Raw genomic sequence first — 26,767 nt, 5'->3', positions numbered from 1 at the left:
TTCTGCGAAGATGTTGCAGCTCCGCAGGAGATGATTTAATATTAGTTTTGTTCGTTACTAATCTTTAAGGTACATTAAATACCTAAGAAAAAAAGCCCTAAGGCTTTTATTCAACTGACGCAATAAAATAATAAAGTGGTTGTTTTCCATTATAATGTTGAATATCTAAATTCGGATATTTGTGTTCTAGGGCAGAAATAAATTCTTCCACTTCGCTTATTATACAATCTTCACCATAGAAAATTGTAATAAGCTCACTATCCTCTGTAACCATACTGTCTATAGTATCTTCGCAAACTTTATAAATATCTGTTCCAACTTCTTTAATTTTTTGCTCAATTAAACCTAGAATGTTTCCTTCTTTTATTAGATTACCATCAGATTCAGTGTCTTTAACTGCATATGTTACAGAAGCTGTTGCAACATTTTTTATTGCTTCTTTTAATATATTTTCATTTTCTTCTACACTAACTTCTGGATTAAACATTGTTACAGCAGTTATTCCTTGTGGGATAGTTTTCGACGGAATAACAATTACATTTTTATCTGACAGTTCGACCGCTTGCAGCGCTGCCATAAGTATATTCTTATTATTAGGTAATACAAATACATTTTCCGCATTAACTTTATTAATACTCTCTAATATATCTTGTGTACTTGGATTCATGGTTTGGCCGCCTTCTATTACAACGTCCACACCTAAATCCTCAAAAATATTCTTAATTCCTTCTCCAAGCGCAACAGATATAAATCCATATTTTTTATTCTCAATAATGTTTTCTTTCACTGGTCCTTCAACTTTCTCATCCGCAATGCCTAATAAATTTCTATGTTGTTCTCTCATATTTTCAATTTTCACCTTAGACAGTTCCCCTAGTGTTACTGCTTTTGAAAGCACTACCCCTGGATCATTTGTGTGTATATGGATTTTAACAAATTCATCTTGCGAAACCACAACCATTGAGTCTCCAAACTTTTCTAAATATCTCTTTAATTCATTAGCATCAACATTTTCAGCGATAACTAACAATTCAGTACAGTATCCAAACTTTATGTCTACAGGCATATCTAAAGCTGCAGGTGTTTTTGTTTGTGATTTTGTACTTTTCTTTTCCGATTTGCTAATTAGAGATTCCATATTATTACTTAGAGCTTCATGCATTCCTTTAAACAATATTAAAAGTCCCATTCCACCTGCATCAACTACTTTTGCTTGTTTTAATGCTGGAAGCATATCTGGAGTTTTATCTAGCATAATTTCACTACACTTGCAAACTTCTTGCATGAGCGCAACTACTTCAGTTGCTCCGCTATTAACTGCACTTTCACCCGCAGCTTTAATAATAGTTAAAATCGTACCTTCAGTGGGTCTCATAACCGCCTTATACGCAAAATGGGCACCTTCTAAAATGCTTTTAGCCAATTCTTCAGAAGTAGCTTCATCTACGCCTTCTAGCCCTTTTGCAATGCCTCTAAATATTTGTGATAATATAACACCTGAATTACCCCTTGCGCCCATCAGCGCGCCCCTAGCTAGTTTTTGAGATATCTCAGCAATAGACTTAGTTGACATACTTTCAATTTCTTGCACTGCGGCTTTAAAAGTCATTGACATATTAGTACCTGTATCTCCATCCGGAACAGGAAATACATTTAACGAATTTACATATTCTTTTTCTTCTTCTAACCTATTAGATGCGTTTATTACCATATTACGAAAATTTTGTCCGTTAATTTTTAAGTATTCCATTGCTACCTCCCTAGACCCTTACACCTTGGACGTTTACGGTTATTGCTGCAACTTTCAGTCCTGTATAATTTTCAACATTATATCTTGTTTTTTGAATTATATTATTTGCTATTACAGATATTTTCGTGCCATATTCAACTATTATAAATAATTCAATAAATAGTTGGTTTTCCTTAGAATTAATTTTAACTCCTTTATTTAAAGCGTCGCTCTTAATCAATTGCCAAAATCCATCCTTGGCATCTTTGAGTGCCATCCCAACAACTCCATAACACTCTGTTGTAGAAATACCAACTATGTTTGCTAACGCTTCCTCTGAATAATATATATTACCATTCTCTCTTGCAATGTTACCTTTCATTTTAATTCCTCCTTATACCGCTATATAGATTATTTTATAGTATAATACTAATTTATTCAACAAAATTAATTTTATAATTGCTTTAGTTACGAATAATTTCTTATTTAACTTGCAAGAGTAGTAATATTCATGTTACAATTATGCGTGTTTCAATTGAGAAGATTTTTTTCTTCGTAGTCAAGGAGGTGTTTTCATTGTCAAGAAAATGCGAAATATGCAATAAAGGTGTAATTTCAGGTAGCCAATATAGTCACTCACACCGTGAATCAAAAAGAAAATGGGCTCCAAATATTCAAAAAGTTAAAGCTATAGTTAGCGGAACGCCTAAATCTATACATGTATGTACTAGATGTCTTCGTTCAGGTAAAGTCCAACGTGCTATATAATTAAAAAATAAAAATGCAGCTTTTAAAGCTGCATTTTTTATTTAAATCCAGCTTTAAAAGCTACATCGCTTATTTAAATCCAGCTTTAAAAGCTGTTTTTTTTAAACCCACCTCTAAAAACTGATTTTTTTTGTAATAACTGAGTTTTTCTATGTTATTTTTTTAAAAAAAATCTAATTATTCGAGATATAAATCTCGGTAACTTAATAGCCATAATTTTCATCTCTCTTACCTCCCAAACATGAAATCCGTAAAATTTCTTCTAACTTTCACTATCTATCTGAACCTCACTAACAATGATGGTTATGATCCATTATAGTAAAGCCATAATAAACAATTCCTCCTCCTACAACAATTATCCACCACCAAAATGGGACTATTACTACTGTTATGATTCCTATGCCTAAACATGCAATGATTACTCCAAGCTGCTTTTCTAAACACTTATAAAACCTTTTCGTAAGTTAATCCCCTCTCAAAGTATTCCAATATTATTATATGAATTACTTTCAATAATATTGCCAAAAATAAAAAATAAAAAAGTATATATTACTATTAATGCATTCACTTCGCTAATAACTACTAATTTTATTTTTAATTAATCTGTTAAAAACATAAACTCGATTTCTACTCAACCATATGTTTTCCTTAACGCATCTTAATTAAAAATAAAATAAGAAGTTCTAAAGCTCGCTTCAATGCATTATACGTAATATATACTTTTTTTGCGCATAAAAATATTTATTAATTGAAGTATTAATCTGATGATAATATTATCATCAGCGTTCCAGATTTAAATTTAAGCTGAACCTGAGGTCCTGCAAACTCATTTGAAATAGTTATACTCTGTCCAATTTTCAAATTGTAATTATTTAAAGGATATTTTGCGCCTTTAATAGTTAATCCTATTATTTCATCGCCATAAGATTGTACCGAGAATATATCGCCTACGGTGCCACTTAATGAAGTCCCGGCATCAATCAACCTAATATTATTGTTTTCATCCTTAATGCATGCACTAACGCCATTTTCTAAGCAACTTTTTAGCATTCCAATATTTCCAAGCAGATGATCAACTCTACTTCCAGTGCACCCCAATAATACTATTTCATTTGGTTTCATTTTCAAAGCCTTTTTAACTGCAATTTCAGTATCAGTAAAATCTTTTTCTGTAGGATAAATATCTATTATAGAATTATTTTTTTTAAAATAATCCAAGGCCTCTTTATCAATAGAATCAAAATCTCCTACAAGTAAGTGAGGATTTATATTATAGTCATATAGGCAATTGGCACCACTATCTGCTCCAATTAAAAATGCATCCTCAGTAATTTCATTCATGAGTAATTGTTGTGATGGTGGATTTCCTCCTGAGATTATTATGACTTTCATGTTAAATACCTAATCTTAATGCTTTTATGTTTTTCTCAATTTCATCATTCTTAAATACTGCCGACCCAGCCACAATAACATTAGCACCACTATTAACAACTTCTTGAATATTACCTACATCAATGCCACCATCTACTTGAATCATAATGTCTTTATTATAAATATCTGCAAGATCTCTAACTTCTTTAATTTTATCCGAGCAGTATTCAATATACTTTTGCCCACCAAATCCAGGGTTTACTGACATAATAAGTACCATATCAAGATTACTCATTAAATGTTTTATGCATTCTACAGGTGTAGCAGGATTTAATGCAACACCCGCTTTAATCCCAAAACTTTTTATGTAATTAATAGTTCTATCAATATGCCTATCGGTTTCATAATGGACAGTTATAATGTCAGCTCCCGAATTTACAAAGTCTTCTACATATCTAGACGGTTCTTCTATCATAAGGTGCACATCAAATGGTAATTTTGTTAGTTTTCTAATGCTCTTAATAACTGGAATACCGAAAGAAATATTAGGTACAAACATACCATCCATTACATCAATATGAATCATATCAGCACCGCACGCTTCTAGCTGCTTAATATGTTCCCCTAGCCTTGAAAAATCCGCTGACAGTATAGATGGTGATATTTTTATCATTTTTTATTCCCCCTAGCAATAATTTCTTCTAATGTCTTTATATAAAATTTATATCTATCCCTGTAAATTTCATTATCTTCTACAGCTTGCTTAACTCTACAGTTAGGTTCTTTATAATGCATGCAATTAGAAAACCTACATTCACATCTATGTTTTTCAAATTCCGGGAAACAATCTTGTAATTGTTCTTTCTCAATGAAATCTAAACTTAAGGCTGAAAATCCTGGAGTATCTAACAAAAATCCTTCTTCATATTCAATAAGTTCACTGTGCCTTGTAGTATGCTTACCCTTTTGCGATTTTTTACTTATATCTCCAGTTTTCATAGCTTCTCTTCCAAGTATACTATTAAGTATAGTTGACTTTCCAACTCCAGACGGTCCACAAAAAACGGTAATGTTATCTTTTATTCTAGTCTTAAGTTCAGAAAGTCCATCACCCTCTTTTGCTTTTAAAAATACTATGTCACATCCTACGCTTTTTAATTCTTTTATAAGGCCCTCATCAACTTGCTCAACTAAATCCAACTTATTTAAACAAAGAACTATCTTTAACTTGTAATGTTCACAAAGCACTAGAAATTTATTGAGCAAATCCATATTTAAGTCAGGTTGTTTAAAGGCAAAAACTACAAAAGCTTGAGTAACATTAGCAACCACTGGACGTATCATCTCAGTCTCTCTTGGAAAAATCTTTTCAATTACACCTTTGCTCTCATCTGTCTCAAGCATTATTTCCACTTTATCACCAATAACAGGGGAAAGCCCAGTATACCTGAACTTCCCTCTTGCCTTACATTCTATGACTTTGTCTTGAACTTTTACAAAATATAGCCCGCCTACACCTTTTATGATTACTCCTTGCATATATCCCTCACCATTTACCTTCTATTTAATATTTTTGAATATATTTCATATATCTTGTAATTACTTATTCTTATTGAGGAGTCGCTGGGGGTGTTTCAGTTGTTGCTGGGGGTGTTTCAGTTGTTGCTGGAGGTGTTTCAGGAGTTACTGGAACTTCCGCAGCCTTAGATGTTAAAGTTATAGTATCCCCAACATTTGCCTTAGTCCCTGGCTCCTTGTCTTGCGACTCAATGATATCTTCATCATTACCAGAAACTACTATGTTTATATTCGATTGTGCAGCTGACTCACGTGCTGCTTTAACAGTTTTCCCCTTAAAGTCTGGAACATCAAATTGTTCTTTTTTAGGTTCTTCATACTTGTAATAATTAACTCCTACAGAATTACCTTCCGTAACTTCCGTATTTGCAGCAATACTTTGATTGAATATTTTACCATCAAGTGACTTATCATGAGTTACCACCGGGTGTCGCTCACCTAATTTTAAATTTGCATTTTGCAATACTCTCTCTGCATCATTTAAAGATACGTCATTTAGATTTGGAACCTTTGTTAATTTAATCTCTACACCCTTACTTATTACTAAATCTACTTTATCGCCTTTTTGAACTAAACTACCCGGATCTGGGTTTTGGCTTATTACTAAACCACTAGCAATGGAATCATTGAATTCAGATGTTACATTTCCTAGCACCAATCCATTTTGTTCAATAATAGCAGTAGCCGAAGCTTTATCAGTCCCCTTGACAGAAGGAATTTTGAAACTTGCAGGCCCTTTACTCACCGTAACTCTTACTTCACCCTTAGCCTTTAATTCTGTTCCCTCATCAGGAAAACATAACAGTACCTCGCCTTCGGGTTTTTCGCTATTTTCTTCTCCAGCCACTACAAAATTCAAGCCTTTTTCTACAACTAATTTTTCTGCCTCTACCTTATCTAAGCCAATAATTTTAGGCACCAATATCTTATCTGCCACATTAACTTGCTTGTCAGTAAGATAGTTCTTTAATGTGACTCCCGCAACACTACCTAAAACAATCAATAAAATTACTGCAACAAAAGCCATTATTATCGTTTTATTTTTTTTGTTATTTTTAGACTTCGGTTTTTTAATTACTTGTTCTTTTTCTACTACTTCTTCTTTTTCTTCTTCATGATCATCTTCTTTTTCATAGTCATCTACATTTACAGCTGCCATAACCCTAGTGTATTCATTTTCCATGCTATTTGTTGCGATAGTATATGAACTATTCTTTTGTATTCTCTGCAGATCTAAAAACATCTCATTCGCAGTTTGATACCTCTTTATAGGTTCTTTTTCTATAGCCTTTAATATTAATTTGTTCAAATTTTCAGGAACATTACCATTTATTTTCTTAGGTGGCACAACTTGTTCCTGTATATGTTTTAATGCTACTGATACAGGACTTTCTGCATCATAAGGCACTTGCCCTGTAGACATCTCATAAAGTACTATTCCAAAAGAATAAATATCTGTTCTACAATCTACAAAACTTGCTTTAGCTTGTTCTGGTGAAAAATAATGAGCTGATCCCATCACTGTGCTGGTATTAGTTATAGTTACAGAACTAGCAGCTTTTGCTATACCGAAATCTGTAACTTTAACCGTTCCATCTTCAGTCACTAAAATATTATGAGGTTTTATATCTCTATGTATAATGTTATTCTTATGAGCACACTCAAGTGCTTTTGCAATTTGCATTCCATAGTCTATTATTTGATCATAATTCATACTACCATTTTCAAGTATAATTTCCTTTAAAGTCTTTCCTTTTATATATTCCATTACAATGTAGTTAATATCTCGCTCTTGTCCAACATCATAAATATTAACTATATTATTTGATGAGAGACTAGCTACGGATGAAGCCTCTTTTTTAAATTTATCCATAAAATCTATATTATTTGAAAATTCTTCTTTTAATATTTTTACAGCAACATAACGATTGAGCAAACGACATTTAGCTTTATAAACTATCGCCATTCCACCCTCTCCAATTTTTTCAAGGAGTTCATATCTACTCCCTAATATGGTTCCTATCATCTCTGCACTCTCCTTCAAATACGATAACCGATATGTTATCGCGTCCACCCTTAGATTTACTTAAATCCACCAACATTTTACAGCTAGAAATATTGTCATTTTCATTTTTAATAATAATATCATACATTTCAGAATAAGTCACATCGTTAGTAAGGCCATCTGTGCATAAAATACATTTGAATATATTGGTCAAATTAACATCAAATAAATCAACTTCTACTAACTCATTTGTTCCAAGTGCCCTTGTAATAATATTTTTATTCGGATGAGTTCTAGCTTTTTCTTCAGTTATAGTACCATTATCTAAAAGCTGTTGTACCAAAGAATGATCTCTTGTAATTTTTAATAATTTTTTGTTATTATCAATAATATAACAACTACTGTCACCTACATTTGCAACAACCATTTCATTTTGTTTTTTAAAGCAGATTGTTATAGTTGTCCCCATCCCTTTAAGCGAATCATTACCACTTGCCATGTCATAAATTTTCTTGTTTGCAGATTTTATTCCTTCAGAAAGCACTTCTTTGAGATCTAAACCATGATGATTCTTCTTTATATATTCTATTATAACCTTAATAGCTAGCTGACTTGCAACTTCTCCTGCATTATGACCACCCATACCATCTGCTATAGCATAAATACCAAAATCAGTATCTTCAAAATAGCCTACCGAGTCTTCATTTGTTTTTCTAACATTTCCAACATCAGATAAAACCCCAAGCATTTTTACACCCCCTCATTTAAGTTTTCACTTTTAATATAGCTTCTCCGAAGTTGACCACAAGCCGCATTAATATCCAGGCCCATTTCGCGCCTTATTGTTGTCTGGATATTATTAGTTTCAAGTACCCTCTTAAACTCAGCAACGTCATCATTTGAAGATCTTTTTAATTCATTCTCTTCTATTTCATTAACTGGAATTAAATTAACATGGCATAACATATCCTTTAACAATACACTTAATTTTTCTGCATCTTGCGTGCTATCATTAAGACCCTTTACAAGAGCATATTCAAAAGTTATGCGTCTATTAGTCTTATTTATATAGTATTTAGATGCATCAATAATTTCTGCAATAGAATACTTATTTGCAATTGGCATACTCTTCATTCTAATCTCATCCGTAGATGCGTGAAGTGAAATAGCCAGTGTCGTTTGCAAGTTAATATCAGCAAACTCTTTAATCTTTGGTACGATACCACAGGTAGAAATAGTTATATGTCTTTGACCAATATTTAACCCATTTTCTGAATTCACAATTTCAAGAAATTTTATTACATTATGAAAATTATCAAATGGCTCCCCACTTCCCATTAATACAACATTAGAAATTCGCTCATTAATTAGATGCTGTGATTTCATTATTTGAGCTAGCATTTCCCCTGGAGTTAGATTTCTAATCATTCCTCCAATGGTAGATGCGCAAAATTTACATCCCATCCTACATCCAACTTGAGTCGATATGCATATAGAGTTCCCATGTTTATATTTCATAACAACGCATTCAATTAAATTACCATCGTTTAAAGCGAAAAGATATTTTCTTGTATCATTTTGTTTTGAAGTATATTCCTCTACGAGCTCAGGTATTCCTATGTAAAAATTATTTTTTAACTTTTCTTTTATACTGAGCGGAATATTATTCATATTTTCGAATTCCCATATTCCCTTATAAATCCAGTCTAATACTTGCTTAGCTCTAAATTCACTTTCCCCATTACTTTTCATCCATTGCTTTAACTCTACTAAATTCATATCTAATATATTTATCATTTTATACACCTACTATGATTTTATAATTTTGGCTATGAAAAATCCATCCATGTATTCATTCGGTAATATAGTAACATACCCTTTATCACTATAGTTTATATTATCAAATTCACCGTAAAATACTGGTTCAATCTTAAATTCTGAATGAGACTCTAGGAACCATTCAATATTGCTTTCATTTTCTTCCTTATTAAGGGTACATGTTGAATATACAAGTACTCCACCTTTTTTTATGTATTTTGAAGCATTCTCCATTATTTTTCTTTGTGTGTGAATTATATTTTCTATGTCTTTTATATGTTTACTCCACTTTATCTCAGGTTTTTTTCTAATAATTCCAAGACCAGAGCAAGGTACATCAATAAGTACCCTATCTGCAGATTGAAGTAAACTTGGATCATAAATTGTAGCGTCCATAACATCACAAGTTGTATTTACAATTCCTATTCTATTTAAATTTTGTTTTATTAATGATAACTTATTTTCATGTAAATCAAATGCAAAAATATGTCCTGTGTTTTTCATAATTTCTGCAATGTGTGTTGTCTTTCCACCTGGTGCACTACAAAGATCTAATACTTCTAGATTTGGCAAAAGGTCCATAGAAAGAGCTGTAAGCATTGCGCTTTCATCCTGGACTGTTATACTTCCTTCATTAAATAAAAGGTTATTCTCTATATTTTTCCCTTTAATAATTCGTATTGCCTCAGAACACGCATAGCCTTTTTCTATATTATACCCATTTTCTATAAGTTTTTCCCATATTTCCTCATAAGTTAATTTCAGAGTATTAACTCTAACTGTAACATCAGGTTTTTGATTTAAGCCACTTAGAATTTTCTCAGCGCTTTCAATCCCATATTGCTTTATAAAGAGTTTAGCTAAAGCCTTAGTGAAGGAATACTCAAAGCATAATCTTTCAATATCATTTTTTTCATTATAATACACCGCGGTGTCGCCCCTTAGATAGTTTCTAAGTACTCCATTAACAAATTGTGCCGCTCCTACATTACTCATCTTTTTTGTTAAGTTTACAGCCTCATTAACCACAGCAAAACTTGGTATTTTATCCAAAAACCTAATTTGATATATTGATATTCTTAATATGTTTAAAACAAAACTATCTACCTTTTCAAAGCCTTTTTTTAAAAAACTGCTCAATATTTTATCTATTGTGTATTTATATTTTAAAGTACCGTAAACTATTTCTGTAACTAACGCTTTATCCTTATCATTTAAATCGGATTTATTAAGTTCCAGACCCAAAACTATATTAGAATAAGCGTTTTCATTTATTACTTTTTCTATAACTACAATTGCTACTAACCTACTATTGTTCATGTTATTACCTCAATTTTCTATTTGATTTTATCTATCGCGACTTAAAAGAACAAGACGTATAAGCTGAGAAACTGCCATAAGTGTTGCCGCCACGTATGTCATAGCAGCTGCACTCAATACTGCTTTAGCTCCTTTTATTTCATCTCCATAAAGTATACTTTTGGATTCTAAAATTGTAAGTGCTCTACTAGATGCATTAAATTCAACTGGCAAGGTAATTAACTGGAATACTACCACTGCTGAAAATAATATAATTCCAATATTCACTAGAGAAGGTACACTTAAAATTATTCCTATTAAAAATAGTAACCAGGATACATTAGAACTAAAATTAACTGCTGGCACTATAGCGTTCCTTATTTTTAAAGGCGCATATTTTTCTTTGTCTTGAAGCGCATGCCCAGTTTCATGAGCCGCAACCCCTATAGCTGCAACTGTTGTCCCATTATAAACCTCCTTGGAGAGCCTCATAACTCGTTTAGAAGGGTCGTAATGGTCAGTAAGCTTTCCACCTACTATTTCCACTGGTATATCAAAAAGCCCTCCATCATCAAGTAGCATTCTAGCTACCTTCTCCCCTGTATATCCATTTGCACTATTCACCTTTGAGTATTTACTAAATGAAGACTTAATTTTAAGTTGTGCTAAGCCTGATATAATTATAGCTGGCAATAATACAACCATAGTATTATCATAAAAAAGCATATTATTCACCCCTTCTTATTTCAAAATCGAACCTTCATTTATCTTATTTCCTATTATATAATCCCTTACTTTTAAAGGCTTCTTACCCGGAAATTGTATCTCTTCAATAAGTAAAACACCACTACCAGTCGCTACCTTTAATCCTTCTTTTGAAACCTCTATAATACTCCCAATCATTTTATTTGATTGTTCGTTTATTACTTTTGACTTATATATTTTCATTACTATATTCTCATAATGAGTATATGCAATTGGCCATGGATTTAATCCTCTTATAAAATTATGAATATTAACATTACTACATTCCCAATTTATCTTTGCCATTTCTTTGCCTAACTTAGAAGCATATGAACTAAATTCATTTTCCTGTTTAACTGGCTCTATTTCGTTACTTACTATACCATTTATTGTTTTAACTAAAAGTTGTGCTCCGCTATTCATAAGAATATCGTGCAATTCTCCCGCAGACATAACACCTGGCAGTTCCATTTCCTCTGTTAAAAGTATATCACCTGTATCAAGACCAACATCCATAAGCATTGTTGTATTTCCACTTTTACTCTCACCATTAATAACACACCAATTTATAGGAGCCGCGCCTCTATATTTGGGTAATAAAGATGCATGTAGATTTATACATCCATATTTAGGAATACTAAGCACTTCCTTTGGAAGGATTTGTCCAAACGCTACTACTACAATAAAATCCGGTTTTAAGTTTTTAATCATTTCTATCATTTCTTCATTATTTCTGAGTCTTAAAGGCTGATATACCGGTATATTATAAGTCACAGCTAACTGTTTAACAGCGGACATTGCTAAATTTTTACCTCTTCCTTTTGGTCTATCAGGCTGAGTAAAAACAGCAGAAACTTCAAATTCATTTATAAGTTGCGAAAGGGATGGCACTGAAAATTCTGGCGTACCCATAAAAATTATCTTCATATTATTTTTCCTCACCCTCTATTGCTTTGTCTATAAATAATATCCCATCTAAATGATCAATTTCATGGCAGAGTGCTCTTGCAAGAAGACCTTCTCCATCTATTATTATCTCTTCTCCATTTTCACTTAATGCCTTCACTTTTACTGTTTCTGGCCTATCTACATTTTTTTGTACTCCTGGTATGCTTAAACAACCTTCATTGTCTATTTGTGAACCTTGTATTTCTACAATCTGTGGGTTAATAATTGCCATAGGTCCATTACCAACATCAATAACTACTATCCTCTTTAAAATGCCAACCTGCGGTGCAGCAAGCCCTACTCCCTTAGACTTATACATAGTTTCTTTCATATCTTTAACTAATAATAGAATCCTAGGGTTAATTTCATCTACCACTCTACTTTTTCTCCTTAATATGTCGTCGCCATAGGTTCTAATCGTTCTTATAGCCATACGAAAACCTCCTTGTCATTAATTATCACCAAAGGTGCTGTTAGATCATGTTACTTGGATTAATATCTATACTAACTCGTATACTAGTATAAACATTCTTAAGCAATTCATAAACCGATTTTTTTATTTCCTCTGCAATTGTTTGTTCAATATTTCCTTTAATTATAATTTGCCATCTATAGAAATTTTTAATTTTTGAAACTCCACAAGGGCATGGACCTAGCAATGTAATTTTATCATTGTTTTTAATCTTATATTTTAAATTTTCACCAACATTTTGTGTACTTTTTATTAACAAATTTTCATCCTCAGAACTCATAGTTATGACTAGAATACTTGTAAAAGGTGGATAGTCCATAACTTTTCTCATCATGATTTCATTTTTATAGAAACTATCATAGTCATTCTCCGCTGCATACTGTATGGTCAAATTGTCAGCATTATATGTTTGGATAACTACCTTGCCTTCTTTCTTACCTCTACCTGCTCTTCCTGAGACTTGAGTAAGTAGTTGAAACGTCCGCTCAAAAGCCCTGAAATCCGGTAAATTCAATGATAAATCCGCAGCTATTACTCCTACTAAAGTAACATTTTTAAAATCTAATCCTTTAGCAACCATCTGAGTTCCAATTAAAATATCTGCCTGTTTATTTTTAAAGGTATTATATATATATTCATAAGAATTTTTTTTCCGAGTTGTGTCAAAATCCATTCTTAGAGTTTTTGCACTTGGAAAAATCCTATTAATTTCTTGCTCAATTTTTTCTGTTCCAACTCCAAAATATTTAACATAACTACTTCCACAATTAGGACATGTTTTACTTATTTTTTCTTTTTCTCCACAATAATGGCAAGTTAGGTATTCACTTGAATTATGGTAGGTTAATGATATATCACATTTTTTGCATTTGAAAACATAACCACATTTCCTACAGGATACGAAGGTCGAAAAACCTCTTCTATTTAAAAACAAAATCACCTGCTCGTTTCTGCTTAGAGATTCAATAATACCCTCATGCAGTGGCTTACTAAATATTGAACGATTGTTATTCATTAACTCTTCGCGCATGTCAACGATTTCTACTTTTGGCATGGCAGCACCATCTGCCCTCTCATTAATAGTAATTAATTCTAATTCCTTTATGGTAGACCTATAATAACTTTCAATAGATGGAGTAGCTGACCCCAATATTAATTTGCAATTTTCTAGTTCACATTTCATATAAGCTATTTCACGAGCATCAAATTTTGGATTACTGTCGGATTTATAACTCGCTTCATGTTCCTCATCTATAACAATTAATCCTAAGTTTTCAAAAGGTAAAAATATAGCTGACCTTGCCCCAATAGCAATTTTAACATTTCCGAGCTTTACTCTCATCCATTCGTCATATCTCTCACCATCTGATAGCCTACTATGAAAAACTGCTATATCACGTCCAAATCTACCTTTGAACCTTTCAACCATTTGTGGGGTTAACGATATTTCTGGTATAAGTATTATAGACTGCTTATTCTCTTTTAACATATAACTAACTAAATTCATGTATATCTCAGTCTTTCCACTACCTGTAACTCCATGTATCAAGAATTTTTTCGCCTTAGAATTTATTATAAAATCAACTGACTGCTGTTGTCTTTCATTTAGTGTTTTTTCTTCATACCTAGAATAGTTTTTTTCGCTATACCTATTAATTATAACCTCTTGCGTGGTTAAGAATCCATGCTTAATCATTGTATTTATTGATGACAGTGATTTATTAAAATTTTTACTGAACTCAGTCTTATTATATTTCATATTATTTAATTGTATTATCTCATAAATATTTTTGTAAGGTTCATTTAAAAATTTGCCTTCTAGTTCCTTGCTCGCAGTTAATACTTGCATCGTCTTATTCTTTATACCTTTTGTTATACCTCTTGGAATAATAACTTTTATGCATTCCAAATATGTACAAAGGTATTTTTTTTTCATAATCTTTACAAGTTCAATATCAGTTATTTTAAGGAGTGGCATTTCATCACATATAGTTGTTATCTCCTTAATATTCTTCACATTCTCACATTGCTTATAAAGTTCCAATACAAAAGCGTCCACTGTCCTGTTTCCTCTACCAAATGGCACTTTAACTCTAAATCCTAAATGGACACTGCCTATTAATCTAATAGGTATTTTATATGTAAAAACCTTATCCACTTGAACCGAATCATTATTCACCACAACTCCAGCATACTGATACACTTAATCACCCTTTTAATTTTATGATTTTATATAACATAAAAAAGCGCATTAGCGCTTTTTATTTATTAAATCAAACAATTCCCTAGCAACTTCTTTTTTTGGCATTTTGTCTATTGTTATTGGACTATTGTCTTTGCTTAAAATAATCACTTTATTATCTTCAGTTCCAAACCCAATATCTGTTCCCGTTATATCATTGGCAATTATGTAATCTAAATTTTTCTTAAGAAGTTTTGATTGCGCATTTTGTAGCAAATCATTACTCTCAGCTGCAAAACCCACTAATACTTGATTCTTCTTAAGCGATCCTAATTCTTTTAAAATATCATTATCACGCACAAATTCTAAGTTTAATCCATTTCCACTTTTCTTAATTTTGCTACTACAGTATGTTTTAGGCTTAAAGTCAGATACAGCTGCTGCTTTTATAACTATATCACTATCGTAAAAATTATCTATTACAGCAGTTCTCATCTCTTCATTAGTATTAACCTTTATGGCATTTATACCAAAAGGTGTTTTTTCACCAGATGGTCCAGATACTAAAGTTACAACCGCCCCTCTATCTCTAGCTTCTCTCGCAATTGCATATCCCATTTTGCCTGTTGACCTATTTGTTATAAATCTTACAGGATCAATAGGCGCAATTGTAGGCCCAGCTGTAACTAAAACTTTAGTGCCTTTCATATCTTTTATAGGATACAACTTGCTCATGATTTCTTCAAAAATATCTTCAGTTTGTGCTAACTTTCCTTCTCCTATGTCCCCACAGGCGAGTCTTCCTGATGTTGGCGCAATAAAATCATATCCAAAAGCCTTAAGCTTTTGAATATTACCTTGCAGTATTGGATTATTGTACATATTGACATTCATTGCTGGAGCAAAAATCACTGGTGCCTTTGTTGCCATAATAGTAGTAGTTAACATATCATCTGCAATCCCATTTGCAACTTTACCAATTATATTGGACGTTGCTGGAATTACAGCAAATAGATCTGCTTTTTTAGCAAGAGATATATGTTGTAGTTCCCATGCTTTAGGCTCATCAAACATATCATGAATGACAATGTTCTGACTCATAGATTGAAAACTTAGAGGGGTTACAAACTCCGACGCCGCTTTAGTCATGATAACATGTACGCAAACATTTTCTTTTCTTAATCTACTAATAACATCTAAAGCCTTATATACTGCTATCCCACCTGTTACACCAATAACTACTGTCTTTTTGTTTTCCATACTATTTTATTCCTTCTTTTGTTGTCATCGCCACAATAGCTCCTTCATAAATTTCATGTATAGATATAGTAACTGGCTTTGTGGAATCTACCTGTACAAGTGGGCTTTGACCTTCTATTATTTGTCTTGCTCTTTTTGATGTTGCTACAACTAACGAATACCTATTATCTACTTTTTCTAATAAATTTACTATTGATGGGTTAATCATTGAATTATTCATTACTAATTTCCTCCTTTAGAAAATCTCCATTCATTCTATCGACTCTACATCTTTCTGCAATTACAATGCTTTGAATTTTTTCACAAGCATTATCTACAGTGTCATTTACAACTGCATAATCATATTTTGATACAAAACTAATTTCTTCATGCGCCGATGTAAATCTAGTAATTAAGGACTCTGGCGTTTCACTGCCCCTATTTGTAATTCTATTTTTCAATTCCTCCATAGACGGTGGAAGAATGAAAATAAATAAACCGCTTGGATAAGCCCTTTTCACCTTAAGTGCGCCTTGAATATCTATTTCTAGTATTACATCCCTACCGCCATCTAATATTTTTAGAACTTCAGATTTAGGAGTACCATAACAATTTCCATAAACCTCTGCGTATTCAAGAAAATCTTCTAATGCGATTTTTTCTAGGAATTTCTCTTTAGTTATGAAATAATAGTTTATTCCTTCTATTTCATCGCTTCTTGGGCTTCTTGTAGTCGCAGAGACCGAAATCCAAAAATTGTTTTTTTCGAGAAGCGCCTTGCATACAGTCCCTTTACCAGCACCAGAAGGGCCTGAAATAACAATTAGCTGTCCTTTACTCCTCATTATTCATCAACCTCGTCTAACCTTTCATCATCTTTAACAGATAACCTATGCGCAACAGTTTCAGGTTGAACAGCTGATAGAATAACATGATCACTATCAGTTATAATAACTGCTCTGGTTCTTCTTCCATAAGTGGCGTCAATTAGCATACCTCTATCTCTCGCTTCCTGAATTATTCTTTTAATTGGAGCCGATTCAGGACTAACTATGGCTACTAATCTGTTTGCTGAAACAATGTTCCCAAAACCTATGTTTATCAATTTTATACTCATCGTGTGCCTCCTGTTTATTCTATGTTTTGTATTTGTTCTCTAATTTTTTCTATTTCGCTTTTCATATTAATTACTGTATTTAAAATTTCTAAATCATTTGCTTTTGATGCTATAGTGTTAGTTTCTCTATTCATTTCTTGAATAATGAAATCAAGCTTTCTGCCAATTGGTTCGTCTAAAATTAAAGTTTCCTTCATTTGCTCTATATGACTATTTAATCTTACAATTTCTTCATCAATTCCAGCTTTGTCAGCAAAAATCGCAACTTCCATGGCAACTCTATTCTCATCAAACCCTACTTCTTTATGCAAAGCATTTAGTTTTTGAACTAGTTTTTCTTTATACTCACAAACAATAAACGGTGCTCTTTCCTTGACTTTTTCAACTAACCCATTGATTAAATCACATTTAATGATAACATCCGCTAATAATTTTTGGCCTTCTCTTTCTCTCATAAAAAGAAGAGCTTCAAGAGCTTTTTTTAGTGATTGTTCAATCTGATCAAAAGTTTCTGAACCCTCTTCTTCCTTTTGTTTAAGAGTTATTACCTCCGGCAATCTAGCTATTGTGTCAACTAGAATGTCGCCATCCAGATTATATTTATCTTTTAATGTTCGAAAGCAGTTTATATAGCTTTCAGCTAATTTTTCATTCAAATAAGCCTCAACATCTTCCTTATCATAATTCCCTTGAGTTACAAAAACATCAAGCTTTCCCCTTTTTACTTTTTCACCAATTATCTTCCGAATTTTATCCTCAAACGCTATTAATACTCTAGGCATTCTTATATTAGTTTCGAAATATCTATGATTGACACTTTTAATCTCTATGGTAAAGCTTTTACCATCTTTTTCACAACTTCCTCTTCCAAACCCAGTCATACTCCTAATCATAACAACGCATCCTTCCAATGTTCATTGTGAATCTTTATAATTATACATAAACTATCACCTAAGTTTCAAGCTAAAATTATAAGTTCTCACTTTATTACGATTTTCATATAAAAAAATACTTTTAAATTCTCACTTAAGTGATTCAATATTAACGAATTCAGAAGGGAATTTATACTTCTACTGAAGTTTTCTCTTTGTTATAGTATGTACCTCCCACTTATATAAGTAGGATATTTCCCTTCTGAAATGTTATCAAATTATAAATCGACTTATTTTAAAAACAGCTCATCCTTATATTAAAATATTTCCTATATAATTTATATTATACCAATAATAATATTAATCACCACATTTTTTTAGAGATTTTAAAGCTTTTTCAATAATAAGCTTATCTTTAGTCAATGCTATACGGAAATAATCGTATCCAAGTTTTCCAAATACATTTCCAGGCGTAACCACAATCCCGTAATTCTCCAATAATTCTTCACAATACTCATTTGTTGTATAATTTTTAGGTGTTTTGCACCACAAATAAAAAGTGCCCTCTGCATCAAAAAAATCAACATTCTTTTGTAGCAAAACACTTTTAGCAACTTCACGTCTTTCATCATATATTTTTCTTGTATTATGAATATAATCACGTTCTAAATTAAGAGCAGCAATAGCAGCCTTTTGAATTGGAATAAATTGACCAGAGTCACAATTGCTTTTTATCTTTAAAAGAGAGTTTATTACCTTAGCATTACCTACAGCATACCCTATTCTATACCCTGTCATATTGTAAGTTTTAGATAAAGTTCCAAACTCTACGCATTTCCTTTTTAAATCATATTGCATAAGACTTATATTTTTTTTATTTACTTGAATTATTTCATTATATGCTGAATCATTGCATAAAACAATATTATTATCATAAGAAAACTTTATAATCCTCTTATAGAACTCAGAACCCGCTACTGCACCTGTTGGATTATTGGGATAATTTATAAAAATAAGCTTACATTTTTTAACAATTTCTTCGGGGATGACCTCAAGATTCATCATATATCCATTGTTTTGTGTTAGGGCTACAGTATATGGCACGCAACCCCAGAGTTTTGAACAAGTACTGTAAACAGGATATGCAGGCTCAGGCACTATTACACAATCCCCTATATCACATACAGCTGGTATTATATTGCTTATACCTTCTTTTGATCCTATAAGAATTATTACTTCATCCAAACTTAGACTTACGCTGTAAACCTGATTATAGTACCTTATAACTGCTTTTTTAAGTTCCATTAACCCATCGTAGGGAGGGTAATTATTATATCTATCATCCTTTAATCCCTCTATTAAGGCATCGGTAATTTTTGAATGAACTGTTAAATCTGGATCCCCTATACTAAGGTCAATAATTTTTTTCCCATTCAGCAAAGCTTCATTTTTTTTATCGTTAATCTTTTTAAAATGATATTCATAAACATTGGATAGTCTATTATTTATTTTCATAATATCACCCTTTATATATTTCTTTTATTATGTTATTCGGGCGGCACTAACCTTGTTACAGTTATTTTACTTATCCGCGTTAAATCACTGTCGAAGTTATTTATTATATTCAAAACTACAATATTAATGACTTCTAAATTTTCGTTAAAAAATATACTAAAGCACGATAAGTTATACTATCATGCTCTAGTATATTCATAATACACATATTATTACTGCTTTACAGATAATTTAACCAGTTACAATTAATTTGATAATAAACAATACTGCTAAGATATAAATTACAACTGAAACCTTCTTCTTTTTACTAGCATCCCTAGTAAATATATTGTTTACTAGGTTTAACACCGCATAAGAAAGAATACCTATAGTTAAACCATCTCCAATACTATAAGTCAAAGGCATTAATGCGATTGTTAGGAAAGCAGGAACTCCCTCTGTAAAATCACTGAAATCTATTTTAACTATATTCTCCATCATAAAGAATCCTACAATTATCAAAGCAGGTGCAGTTGCACATGATGGTATTGCAATGAACAAAGGTGAAAAGAACATTGCTATTAAAAATAATATTCCTGTTACAACGGAAGCGAGTCCAGTCCTAGCACCTTCTGCAACTCCCGCTGAGCTTTCTACAAAAGTGGTTACAGTTGATGTACCAAGAAAAGCTCCCACAGTAGTACCAACGGCATCTACTAGTAACGCACGTCCAGCATTTTTTACCTTACCATCTTTATCAAGCATTCCAACCTTTGAAGCAACTCCTACTAAAGTTCCTACAGTATCAAAAAAGTCAACAAATAAAAACGTTAAGACTATTGTCAAAAATCCCAATATTCTAGTTGTATCAGTTAAGTATGAAAAATCTAGTTTACCTGCAATTGGTTTTATTGATTCAAATTTAAATATACCTTGTGGTGTACCTATTTTATAAGTTGCTGCAGCTTCTGGTAATATTATTGCAAATAACCAAGCCAATACTGTACTTGCAACTATTCCCCATAATATAGCCCCTTTAACTTTCTTTTTAGACAACACCACTATTATAATTACTCCTATTACAGTTATTAATACTGTAGGACTTCTAAAACTACCCATAGAAACCTTTGTTGCTTTATTAGTAACTACAATACCAGCATCTACAAAACCAATAAATGCAATGAAAAGTCCAATACCTGCGGTAACTGCCAATTTTAAAGTTGTTGGTATAGCATTAACTACAGCTTCGCGAACATTAGTTAATGATAATATAATAAAAATAATTCCTTCTACAAAGACAGCTGCTAATGCTACTTGCCACGGAACTTTCATTCCTATTACTACAGTATATGCAAAGAATGCATTTAATCCCATTCCTGGTGCTAAAGCAAAGGGCAAGTTAGCATATAACCCCATAAATATAGTAGCGAAAGCCGCTGTTAAACAAGTTACAGTTACTATAGCGGGTACAGGCATTCCTACACCAGGATTACCTAATGTGTTTGCATTAACCGCAATAATGTATGCCATGGTTAAAAATGTAGTTATCCCTCCAATAACTTCCTTTTTTACGTCACTTCCGTTTTCTTTCAATTTAAAATATTCCATTTAGTTTCCCTCCATGTGTTTGCAATACAAAATAAAACCACTATGGTTATTAATAAACCATAGTGGTTATTTTACTTTTATACAAACATAATAACAAAAATAGGCATGTACGTCAATACCATCACGAATATTTAAGCTTAATTTGTTTTTTAAATTCGGCTTTTGTACCGACCGCTTTCAAATATGCATTTAATTTCTTCTCTCCTAGTTGTACTTGCAAGTGCAAGCATAAGTTTAATTCTAGCTTTTTGGCCTGGCAGGCTATCTCCAAAAATCACACCATCATTTCTAAGTTCTTTTCCACCACCTGGATATCCATAAGAATCTAATACTCGTCCTTTAAAACATCTAGATACCATAACTACTGTCACTCCATTTTCTATAGCTGACTTTACTCCGTCCGCCATTTTAGGTGGAATATTTCCTCTTCCCATAGCTTCAATAACAATCCCTCTTGCCCCTTGCTGCACACAAAAGTCAATTAATTTCGAATCCATCCCAGCACAAGCTTTTATTAAATCTACTCTAGTTTCTATTTTTTCTGTTATAATATGTTCTTTTTTTAAACTTTCCCTATAGAATATTGCTTCATTATTATCTATAATCCCTATTGGTCCAAACTCTGGGCTCTGAAAAGTATTTAAGTGCATTGAATGTGATTTAGTAACCTCTCCAGCACAATTAAGTTCGTCATTTAAACATACTAATACGCCCCTATTACGTGCATCTTCCGAAATAGCGGTACAGATGGAAGCTGATAAATTTGCTGGGCCATCATATCCAAGCTCCGAACTATTTCTCATTGATCCTGTAACAATTACAGGCTTTGGATTATCAATAGTTAGGTGTAACAGATACGCTGTTTCCTCAAGTGAATCTGTACCATGAGTAACTACAACCCCACATATATCGTCTCTACATAAAAAACTTTGTATATATTTAGATAAATCCATCATTAGTTCCGGTGTCACATGAGGTCCCGGTAAATTTGAAAAAGTATGTGATTCTATTTCTGCATAATTTTCAATTCCCGTAACCATAGACATTATTTCTTCTCCACTTAGCGTTGGAACCGCAGCCTTTATTCTTTGGTCAACCGTCATAGAGATTGTTCCTCCATTAAAAATAACCACAACTTTTTTCAATTAAAATTCCTCCTACCCTTATTAAAAACAGATATTTTTTTGTTTATTTTTAAACTGTAAAATAATTATAACCTTAAATAGCTTATCACACAAATATTAGCAAATGAATTTTTCGTGTATTTGCATACTCACCTGCCGGTCTAACAAAAAAATAAGATATGCTTATAGTTATAAGCATATCTTATTAACATCATTTTCATTATACATAATTTATTACTACATAATCGTTTATGGATTTGGTAGCTAGAGAACCATACTATTTACTTTTTAAATATTCAAATAATTTTTTTTCTATTTCATCGGCACAATTATCATCTAAGGTTATATACTGCCTATATCCGTCTAACGCCTTAACTTCAATCTTCCCTACCTCTTGACCAGTAACTTTATCAATATCACGTTCAAACTTCATTATTTTATAACCTTCACTTATAAAATCCTCTATTTTACTTATCATTAAATCACACTCCTTTTCTTTTTATAGTTAAGACTTTAAACTAAAAAAAACTGTAGCTTTTAGTATGAAAATTTATTTTAATTTCTTTTTTCTTTCTTCACACCTTTCTGCTTATCGCTAGCATCTGTTCTTTTAGTCCCAATATTAACTTCTTGACCATTAACTCCACTTTTTTTGCCCTTTTGCATATTACTAACCTCCTTCATATATCTCATATAATCTAATCCACATGTTTTATAATCTAATCAAGGGTTTTTCCATTGAAATTTTCATACAAAGGTGGTTTTTTCTTATCCCCTTTGCTTTTCTTAGGTCTATTGATATCGTCACGTTTAACATCAATATTACTATTTTTACTACCTCCAACATGTTGATGATCAGGCATCGTTAAAACTCCCTTCAAATTTAATTATGTTCCACTTTTAAATAAAGTCTGAAACTTTTACCTCAATAACTTGATTTGTTTTAAAATTCTTTACATTCACTTTATTATTTTCCTCAATATAATATTTATTATACCCAGCATCTTTACTTAGAATTTATTTTCATATATGTTAAAGTTTTAGTTTTACAATCAATTATTTTAGTTTATTTCCACAATTGAATGGTAAAATTTATAATAATCATAGAATTATTCGCAAATGGAATATTAATTTATATGTAGATAATATATATAAATAAGTAATTGATTAATGAGGTGTATTAAATGGGCAATGACTTAAAAAAAATTATACATGAAGAAATTAATAAACCACTTAATAATATTGTTGATGTTTTCACTCCAAAGGTAAAAAAAAACGATTATAAACTAGCTGTTTTTTGGATTATAGTGGGTATTCTAGCTATGTTATTACTTTACTATACTTATAAAATGCTATACATTTATTTTTAAATTACAATCTCAAATTATATTAACAGTAAAATCGTAATAAAAAAGAAAAAAGCAAATATTTCTATTAATGCATCATTTCAGTTCCGCAAGCTGTTTCCTATATAATAAACAAAAACTTGATGAAGTAAGTTTAATGTACTTGTTACATTAAACCTACGTCATCAAGTTTTTATAATTTTTAAGACCTAATCTAAACCTAATTAGCATTACCACTGAGACTATTTTCAATGCGTACTATAACATCATGTGTTTTTTCAAACATAATTCCGTAGGCCATCCATACCGGTGCATAACCTAATGTAATTATCCCACATATTGAATTTTTTTTATTTACATAGTTCCATGGACACTCACCTAAAAACGCCCTAAGCAGTAGTCCGCTAATTAATTCTACTGCAAATATAAGGACCATATATATGCCTCCCCTCACAATAAGCGGAAGATGTTTTATCCTATAATGCACAGGTTCAAGAAATACAGCAAGCCCATATATAGGAAACATCCAGATACAGGTAGTGCCCCTAAGTAATACATCGCCCTTAATCATTGCTCCAAACCCATTCCACAAAATCTCTGCTAAAAGCCCTAAAAATCCGTATATAATAAATCTTTTCCACATGAGAATATTGTGTGTATTACCTTGTAAAATATACTACTAACCCTCTTTTATATAAGTTTTTCATTAAATATATTAGTTAAATTTAGTTTTTCTACTTTCCCCTTAATTTCATCTATATCTAAAGTATAAAGTCCAAGTTCTTGCATTCTCTTAAAATACCCCGCTCCCGCAAAAGTATATCTGTTTCTTCTTCCTTCTTTAGATTTCATTTTTTCATTCGCATAGGCCATTATGTCTCCAACGGCAAGGGACCTTGGCAACATCAAAAGAGGCATTCCTATATAATTTCTTATGGCATTGTGTCCGGCTAAAGCCCCTGTTATCATTGCTTCTGTGTGACCTACAAATAATCCAGACTTCTCGCCTGCACAGAACAAATTATCCAGGCCTATAACCTTCATACTATTTGTCCTTGGAGCTACTGATAGATACCTTATAGAGTTTCCCTTTCCCCCTGCATATGGATCTATATATTTTGCATTTTCAAGTCCTTTAATTTTTCTTAACTTATCTAATGGATAATATGAAGTCATAAGCTTTACATGACCTGTATCTAATAAAATTACATTTTCTGCAAATTCTTTAAGGGCATACTGCTGACATACCTTTAATTTAAGTTTTTCTAAATTTATATCTTCTTCTGGAATCTTCAAAACAACCACTCCTGCTTCATCTAGTTGTTTTACAACGTCATCGGCTAAAGAATCCTTAGCTAGTTTACACGAGCCGCTAAAAGCTCCATATACGTCTTCTTGTCTTTCTCCTTTTAAGTCTTCAACTCCTGCTCTGTAGCTTATGCTTACCCTTGGCCCAAAAGCTGGACATCTTAAAATACACATTGAACATCCATTTCCATATTTTAAGCAGTTACCCATTGGCCCTGTTGAACCTGTAGTTTCTATAAATACATCTGCCTCAACATATTCCCCGTCTGATAGATATATTCCTTTTATTCTATTGCCTTCTTTTTCAACATCTACCACTCTTGTTATCATGTTTAATTCTATATCCATAGCTTTTAAATATTTTACTACTGCTGGTTCGATCTTGTTTACATCGTAAAGCCAGGCATGTTTATGCCCCGGAAAATCAATATTTTTATGTCTAGTGTTTTCATCAGTCAAATGTATTAAATCTCCTGCCCCAAGCGCTATCATTTCTTCTGCCGCAGTATACCTTCCATTATTTCTCATTATACCGCCTACATTGCCAAGTCCTAAGAGCATATCTGTTTTTTCATATAACGCAACCGTAGCTCCTGCTTTTTTTGCTATTATTGCCGCGCTGCAACCAGACCACCCACCACCAATTACGATAACCTTCAAAATATTCTCCTCCCTTCTAATACATATTTAGGTTCTGTCTGCATTTTGCAGAGCCGCCTTAATTTAAGGTCGTTATTTATTCTTGTGCAACAGCCACACACACCTTCTCCACAGCACATTTTGGCATTATTACAACAAGAATATTTAATGTTTTTGTCCATATCTTCTACGACCTTCATCAATTCATAATTTAAAACATCTGCAGCATCACAGTGAACTAAACTAATGTTATTATTACTAATTAAATCATTTAATATATTATTAAATTCATCTGTTACTCTTCCATTCTCTATAGTATTGCACTGTATAACTTTTGAAGCATACTTTTCTAAATACTCACTCACAAAACTATTTTTATAAGGGGAATTATCAAGCACAACTATATTTTCATTATTATTTGCATGCAAATATTTAAGTACTGGTATCATAGGTGCCTGCCCTATACCTCGTGCTACAATTAAGCATATACTATTTTTAACTTTATATATGTTTTTTAGTCCTAAAGTACCATTCCAAAATGGCCCTTTTACAAGCAACTCTTCCCCTAGCTTTAACAAATCTAATGCTTTGGTTTTAGTCCCCTTAAGTTCTATAGCAATAGTTATAGTATTATTTCTGGTATCAGTATCCAATATTGATATTGGCGTATCAAACCTCGTTTCTGTATCTGGTCTTCGTGCAAAAATATAACTTCCCGCATAAACTAATTCACTTACCAATTTATCACTTGCACCTACTGTAAGTATAATAACATTGTCCTCTAATTTATTTTTTTCTAATATTTTACAATGATAATATTTCCTACCCTCTTTAGCTTTAAAATTGTTTGAAACATATTCTTGATATATACATACCCCATTAAAGTTGCAGCAGTCGCAGAAATCTTTACCTGCTAGCTGTGAACATAATATGCAGTCCCCTGTTTCTGCCAGATGGCAAGGACATGGTTGAGACGCCAAACTACGATATTCTTTTAATCAAGTCTATACTTATATACATACAATCACTTAATTTTCATATTAATTACATAATATTCATAAAAACTTTTTACAAAAATCATTGAAATTATTGTTATTTTCCGTTAA

The 26,767-nt window shown here is 32.0% G+C and carries 28 protein-coding genes; 2 read left to right on the top strand and 26 right to left on the bottom strand.

Annotation, left to right across the window (positions count from 1 at the left end):
* Window positions 1–106: 106 nt before the first annotated feature.
* The gene (locus tag KTC92_RS01605; RefSeq protein ID WP_220285908.1) at window positions 107–1,750 is read right to left on the bottom strand and encodes a DAK2 domain-containing protein; all 1,644 of its coding nucleotides are present in this window, start codon (window positions 1,748–1,750) and stop codon (window positions 107–109) included.
* Between the two features lie 10 nt (window positions 1,751–1,760).
* Window positions 1,761–2,111 (bottom strand): Asp23/Gls24 family envelope stress response protein, encoded by a 351-nt coding sequence (locus KTC92_RS01600; protein ID WP_165413697.1) that lies wholly within the window; start codon window positions 2,109–2,111, stop codon window positions 1,761–1,763.
* 194 nt (window positions 2,112–2,305) lie between these two features.
* Here KTC92_RS01600 and rpmB point away from each other — a divergent pair, with 194 nt between their 5' ends.
* Window positions 2,306–2,497, top strand: coding sequence for a 50S ribosomal protein L28 (rpmB, locus tag KTC92_RS01595; RefSeq protein ID WP_165413696.1), 192 nt, complete (start codon window positions 2,306–2,308; stop codon window positions 2,495–2,497).
* Window positions 2,498–3,253: 756 nt separating this feature from the next.
* Here rpmB and KTC92_RS01590 read toward each other — a convergent pair.
* From KTC92_RS01590 to KTC92_RS01490, 21 genes are all read right to left on the bottom strand, one after another.
* Window positions 3,254–3,889 (bottom strand): thiamine diphosphokinase, encoded by a 636-nt coding sequence (locus tag KTC92_RS01590; RefSeq protein WP_165413695.1) that lies wholly within the window; start codon window positions 3,887–3,889, stop codon window positions 3,254–3,256.
* Window position 3,890: 1 nt separating this feature from the next.
* Entirely contained in the window at window positions 3,891–4,541 is a 651-nt protein-coding gene (rpe, locus tag KTC92_RS01585) for a ribulose-phosphate 3-epimerase (RefSeq protein ID WP_220285909.1), read from the bottom strand.
* The gene (gene rsgA / locus KTC92_RS01580) at window positions 4,538–5,407 is read right to left on the bottom strand and encodes a ribosome small subunit-dependent GTPase A (protein ID WP_165413693.1); all 870 of its coding nucleotides are present in this window, start codon (window positions 5,405–5,407) and stop codon (window positions 4,538–4,540) included. Before rsgA ends, rpe begins: the two co-directional genes overlap by 4 nt.
* Window positions 5,408–5,477: 70 nt before the next feature.
* Window positions 5,478–7,472 carry a Stk1 family PASTA domain-containing Ser/Thr kinase gene (gene pknB / locus KTC92_RS01575; RefSeq protein ID WP_220285910.1) on the bottom strand — a complete coding sequence of 665 codons (1,995 nt, stop codon included), beginning with the start codon at window positions 7,470–7,472 and terminating at the stop codon, window positions 5,478–5,480.
* Window positions 7,447–8,199, bottom strand: a complete 753-nt coding sequence (locus tag KTC92_RS01570; protein WP_165413691.1) for a Stp1/IreP family PP2C-type Ser/Thr phosphatase — start codon at window positions 8,197–8,199, stop codon at window positions 7,447–7,449. The genes pknB and KTC92_RS01570 overlap by 26 nt, the downstream gene beginning before the upstream one ends.
* Before the next feature lie 2 nt (window positions 8,200–8,201).
* Window positions 8,202–9,248, bottom strand: a complete 1,047-nt coding sequence (gene rlmN / locus KTC92_RS01565; RefSeq protein ID WP_165413690.1) for a 23S rRNA (adenine(2503)-C(2))-methyltransferase RlmN — start codon at window positions 9,246–9,248, stop codon at window positions 8,202–8,204.
* A gap of 12 nt (window positions 9,249–9,260) precedes the next feature.
* Entirely contained in the window at window positions 9,261–10,589 is a 1,329-nt protein-coding gene (gene rsmB / locus KTC92_RS01560) for a 16S rRNA (cytosine(967)-C(5))-methyltransferase RsmB (RefSeq protein ID WP_216302530.1), read from the bottom strand.
* A gap of 27 nt (window positions 10,590–10,616) precedes the next feature.
* A complete protein-coding gene (locus KTC92_RS01555; protein WP_216302529.1) occupies window positions 10,617–11,294 on the bottom strand; it encodes a zinc metallopeptidase in 678 nt (225 codons plus the stop codon).
* A gap of 15 nt (window positions 11,295–11,309) precedes the next feature.
* Window positions 11,310–12,239, bottom strand: coding sequence for a methionyl-tRNA formyltransferase (gene fmt, locus KTC92_RS01550; RefSeq protein WP_216302528.1), 930 nt, complete (start codon window positions 12,237–12,239; stop codon window positions 11,310–11,312).
* Between the two features lies 1 nt (window position 12,240).
* Window positions 12,241–12,693, bottom strand: a complete 453-nt coding sequence (gene def, locus KTC92_RS01545) for a peptide deformylase (protein WP_165413686.1) — start codon at window positions 12,691–12,693, stop codon at window positions 12,241–12,243.
* A gap of 40 nt (window positions 12,694–12,733) precedes the next feature.
* Window positions 12,734–14,935, bottom strand: coding sequence for a primosomal protein N' (gene priA, locus KTC92_RS01540; protein WP_216302527.1), 2,202 nt, complete (start codon window positions 14,933–14,935; stop codon window positions 12,734–12,736).
* A gap of 48 nt (window positions 14,936–14,983) precedes the next feature.
* Window positions 14,984–16,174, bottom strand: coding sequence for a bifunctional phosphopantothenoylcysteine decarboxylase/phosphopantothenate--cysteine ligase CoaBC (gene coaBC, locus KTC92_RS01535; protein ID WP_216302526.1), 1,191 nt, complete (start codon window positions 16,172–16,174; stop codon window positions 14,984–14,986).
* A 1-nt stretch (window position 16,175) separates the two neighbouring features.
* A complete protein-coding gene (rpoZ, locus tag KTC92_RS01530) occupies window positions 16,176–16,394 on the bottom strand; it encodes a DNA-directed RNA polymerase subunit omega (protein ID WP_165413683.1) in 219 nt (72 codons plus the stop codon).
* The gene (gene gmk, locus KTC92_RS01525; RefSeq protein ID WP_165413682.1) at window positions 16,387–16,998 is read right to left on the bottom strand and encodes a guanylate kinase; all 612 of its coding nucleotides are present in this window, start codon (window positions 16,996–16,998) and stop codon (window positions 16,387–16,389) included. Before gmk ends, rpoZ begins: the two co-directional genes overlap by 8 nt.
* Window positions 16,998–17,270, bottom strand: coding sequence for an extracellular matrix/biofilm regulator RemA (gene remA / locus KTC92_RS01520; protein ID WP_165413681.1), 273 nt, complete (start codon window positions 17,268–17,270; stop codon window positions 16,998–17,000). The genes gmk and remA overlap by 1 nt, the downstream gene beginning before the upstream one ends.
* Before the next feature lie 14 nt (window positions 17,271–17,284).
* On the bottom strand, window positions 17,285–18,163 hold the full coding sequence (locus KTC92_RS01515) for a YicC/YloC family endoribonuclease (RefSeq protein WP_165413680.1): 879 nt from the start codon (window positions 18,161–18,163) through the stop codon (window positions 17,285–17,287).
* 339 nt (window positions 18,164–18,502) lie between these two features.
* Window positions 18,503–19,657 (bottom strand): aminotransferase class I/II-fold pyridoxal phosphate-dependent enzyme, encoded by a 1,155-nt coding sequence (locus tag KTC92_RS01510; protein WP_216302525.1) that lies wholly within the window; start codon window positions 19,655–19,657, stop codon window positions 18,503–18,505.
* A 231-nt stretch (window positions 19,658–19,888) separates the two neighbouring features.
* Entirely contained in the window at window positions 19,889–21,244 is a 1,356-nt protein-coding gene (locus KTC92_RS01505) for an NCS2 family permease (RefSeq protein WP_220285911.1), read from the bottom strand.
* 149 nt (window positions 21,245–21,393) lie between these two features.
* A complete protein-coding gene (locus KTC92_RS01500) occupies window positions 21,394–22,389 on the bottom strand; it encodes an asparaginase (RefSeq protein WP_165413678.1) in 996 nt (331 codons plus the stop codon).
* A gap of 256 nt (window positions 22,390–22,645) precedes the next feature.
* On the bottom strand, window positions 22,646–22,846 hold the full coding sequence (locus KTC92_RS01495; RefSeq protein WP_165413677.1) for a hypothetical protein: 201 nt from the start codon (window positions 22,844–22,846) through the stop codon (window positions 22,646–22,648).
* 241 nt (window positions 22,847–23,087) lie between these two features.
* On the bottom strand, window positions 23,088–23,231 hold the full coding sequence (locus KTC92_RS01490) for a hypothetical protein (protein ID WP_220285912.1): 144 nt from the start codon (window positions 23,229–23,231) through the stop codon (window positions 23,088–23,090).
* 321 nt (window positions 23,232–23,552) lie between these two features.
* Between KTC92_RS01490 and KTC92_RS01485 the strand changes: the two genes are divergently transcribed.
* Complete coding sequence (locus KTC92_RS01485; protein ID WP_220285913.1) at window positions 23,553–23,738, top strand: hypothetical protein; 186 nt, start codon at window positions 23,553–23,555, stop codon at window positions 23,736–23,738.
* Between the two features lie 196 nt (window positions 23,739–23,934).
* Here KTC92_RS01485 and KTC92_RS01480 read toward each other — a convergent pair whose 3' ends face one another.
* From KTC92_RS01480 to KTC92_RS01470, 3 genes are read right to left on the bottom strand one after another with little or no spacing between them, the layout of a single operon-like run.
* A complete protein-coding gene (locus KTC92_RS01480) occupies window positions 23,935–24,357 on the bottom strand; it encodes a putative ABC transporter permease (RefSeq protein WP_220285914.1) in 423 nt (140 codons plus the stop codon).
* 47 nt (window positions 24,358–24,404) lie between these two features.
* A complete protein-coding gene (locus KTC92_RS01475) occupies window positions 24,405–25,682 on the bottom strand; it encodes an FAD-dependent oxidoreductase (protein ID WP_220285915.1) in 1,278 nt (425 codons plus the stop codon).
* Window positions 25,679–26,641: a sulfide/dihydroorotate dehydrogenase-like FAD/NAD-binding protein gene (locus tag KTC92_RS01470; protein ID WP_216302523.1), complete on the bottom strand. Its 963-nt coding sequence runs from the start codon at window positions 26,639–26,641 to the stop codon at window positions 25,679–25,681. The genes KTC92_RS01475 and KTC92_RS01470 overlap by 4 nt, the downstream gene beginning before the upstream one ends.
* Window positions 26,642–26,767 lie beyond the last annotated feature (126 nt).

Origin of the sequence: Clostridium sp. CM027, from assembly GCF_024730565.1 — a bacterium.
Lineage (GTDB): Bacteria > Bacillota > Clostridia > Clostridiales > Clostridiaceae > Clostridium_AD > Clostridium_AD estertheticum_B.
The sequence above is the reverse complement of the archived record's forward strand: the minus strand, read 5'-3'. Positions and strand labels throughout refer to the sequence as shown.